This is a genomic window from Roseburia zhanii (assembly GCF_014287635.1).
GTDB lineage: Bacteria > Bacillota > Clostridia > Lachnospirales > Lachnospiraceae > Roseburia_B > Roseburia_B zhanii.
The window spans coordinates 1-2945 of the sequence record NZ_JACOPH010000031.1 but is presented as its reverse complement, the minus strand read 5'-3'; the positions used below and the strand labels follow the sequence as shown (position 1 = coordinate 2945).

The window sequence follows — 2945 nt, the reverse complement described above, 5'->3', positions numbered from 1 at the left end:
CTGATAAGAAAAAGAAATCTTTTTAATATCAAGACATCCGAGAAATAAAGAAACAAAAGCTTTTAAAAGCAAGAGCTGCAACGCTATGCAGCGAGGACAAACAAAGGTCAAGCAAAAAAGAGCGCAGGGTGGATGCCTTGGCACTAAGAGCCGAAGAAAGACGTGATAAGCTGCGAAAAGCCGCGGGGAGGAGCAAATATCCATTGATCCGCGGGTGTCTGAATGGGGAAACCCACATGAGAAACCCTCATGTATCCATACGTGAATCCATAGCGTATGGAAGGGAACCCGGTGAACTGAAACATCTAAGTAGCCGGAGGAAGAGAAAGAAACATCGATTCCGGGAGTAGCGGCGAGCGAAACCGGAAGAGCCCAAACCGGAATGCGTGCATTCCGGGGTTCGGACCGCATGAATGATTCAGCAAACCTAGCAGAATGGTTTTGGGAAAGCCAGCCGGAGAGGGTGAAAGCCCCGTAAGCGAAAGGTGAGCAGACATGGCGGGATCCAGAGTACATCGAGACACGAGAAACCTTGATGGAATGAGCGGGGACCACCCCGTAAGGCTAAATACTCCTTAGTGACCGATAGCGCATAGTACTGTGAAGGAAAGGTGAAAAGGACCCCGGGAGGGGAGTGAAAGAGAACCTGAAACCCTGTGTTTACAAGCTGTGGAACATCTGTATATGGTGGACCGCGTACTTTTTGTAGAACGGTCCGGCGAGTTGCGGATGCCGGCAAGGTTAAGTACCACAGGTACGGAGCCGAAGGGAAACCAAGTCTTAATAGGGCGAGAAGTCAGCATACGCAGACCCGAAACCGGGTGATCTATCCATGTCCAGGTTGAAGATGCCGTAAAAGGCATTGGAGGACCGAACCCACATCCGTTGAAAAGGGTGGGGATGAGGTGTGGATAGGGGAGAAATTCCAATCGAACCCGGAGATAGCTGGTTCTCCTCGAAATAGCTTTAGGGCTAGCCTCGTATTAGCCAGATGGAGGTAGAGCACTGAATTTCCGCGGGGGCGTCAAAGCTTACCAAAGAATATCAAACTCCGAATGCCATGCTGGTGATGTACGGGAGTCAGACTGCACGAGATAAGTTGGGCAGTCAAAAGGGAAAGAGCCCAGACCACCGGCTAAGGTCCCAAAGTGCGTGTTAAGTGGAAAAGGATGTGGGGATTCGAAGACAACTAGGATGTTGGCTCAGAAGCAGCCATACATTCAAAGAGTGCGTAACAGCTCACTAGTCGAGAGTCCCTGCGCCGAAAATGTCCGGGGCTGAAACACGACACCGAAGCCGTGGAATGTATTTATACATTGGTAGAGGAGCATTCTTAATACCGACGAAGCTGTACCGGAAGGAGCAGTGGAGGGATAAGAAGAGAGAATGCCGGAATGAGTAGCGAGAGGAAGGTGGGAATCCTTCCGGCCGAATATCTAAGGTTTCCAGAGTAAAGCTGATCTGCTCTGGGTAAGTCGGGGCCTAAGGCGAGGCAGAAATGCGTAGCCGATGGACAACAGGTTGAGATTCCTGTACCGCACGGAAACAGAACTGTGGGGACACAGGGGGGAAGCATGAGCCGGGAATGGAAAGACCGGTACAAGCGAAGGAGGAGTGCTGCCGGCAAATCCGCAGCACAATCCAAGATCGTTATGTGGAGCGAAGTAAGAGTAGCGAAGCATGCGGACCCACTGTCGAGAAAAGCCGCTATTGTTTTCCATGCGCCCGTACCGTAAACCGACACAGGTGGATGAGGAGAGAATCCTAAGGCCGACGGAAGAAGCATTGTTAAGGAACTCGGCAAAATGACCCCGTAACTTCGGGAGAAGGGGTGCCACAGAGATGTGGCCGCAGAGAATAGGCTCAAGCAACTGTTTAGCAAAAACACAGGTCTATGCGAAACCGCAAGGTGAAGTATATGGGCTGACGCCTGCCCGGTGCTGGAAGGTTAAGAGGAGAGGTTAGCTTCGGCGAAGCTTTGAATTTAAGCCCCAGTAAACGGCGGCCGTAACTATAACGGTCCTAAGGTAGCGAAATTCCTTGTCGGGTAAGTTCCGACCCGCACGAAAGGCGTAATGATTTGAGCACTGTCTCGACAATGCATCCGGTGAAATTGAAGTACCAGTGAAGATGCTGGTTACCCGCGCCAGGACGGAAAGACCCCATGGAGCTTTACTCCAGTTTGATACTGGGATTCGGTACTGTATGTACAGGATAGGTGGGAGACTGAGAATCATGGACGCCAGTCTGTGAGGAGTCGATGTTGGGATACCACCCTTGCAGTACTGGGTTTCTAACCAGTCACCGTGAACCGGTGATGGGACAATGTCAGGCGGGGAGTTTGACTGGGGCGGTCGCCTCCGAAAGGGTATCGGAGGCGCTCAAAGGTTCCCTCAGAATGGTCGGAAACCATTTAAAGAGTGCAAAGGCAGAAGGGAGCTTGACTGCGACACCGACGGGTGGAGCAGGTAGGAAACTAGGACTTAGTGATCCGGTGGTATAAAGTGGGATTGCCATCGCTCAACGGATAAAAGCTACCCTGGGGATAACAGGCTTATCACTCCCAAGAGTTCACATCGACGGAGTGGTTTGGCACCTCGATGTCGGCTCATCGCATCCTGGGGCTGTAGCAGGTCCCAAGGGTTGGGCTGTTCGCCCATTAAAGCGGTACGCGAGCTGGGTTCAGAACGTCGTGAGACAGTTCGGTCCCTATCCGGCGCGGGCGGAGGATATTTGAAAGGAGCTGGCCTTAGTACGAGAGGACCGGGCTGGACGGACCACTGGTGTACCTGCTGTCAACCAATGGCATGGCAGGGTAGCCAAGTCTGGAAGGGATAAACGCTGAAGGCATCTAAGCGTGAAGCCCCCCTTAAGATGAGATATCCCAGTTATAAACTGTAAGACCCCTTGAAGACTACAAGGTAGATAGGGCAGAGGTGGAAGTG

At 52.0% G+C, this 2945-nt stretch carries 1 rRNA gene; it reads left to right on the top strand.

Going from position 1 to position 2945, the window contains the following annotated elements:
• Positions 1 to 105 precede the first annotated feature (105 nt).
• Positions 106 to 2945: ribosomal RNA gene (locus H8S17_RS15610) — 23S ribosomal RNA — on the top strand; the annotation flags it as partial.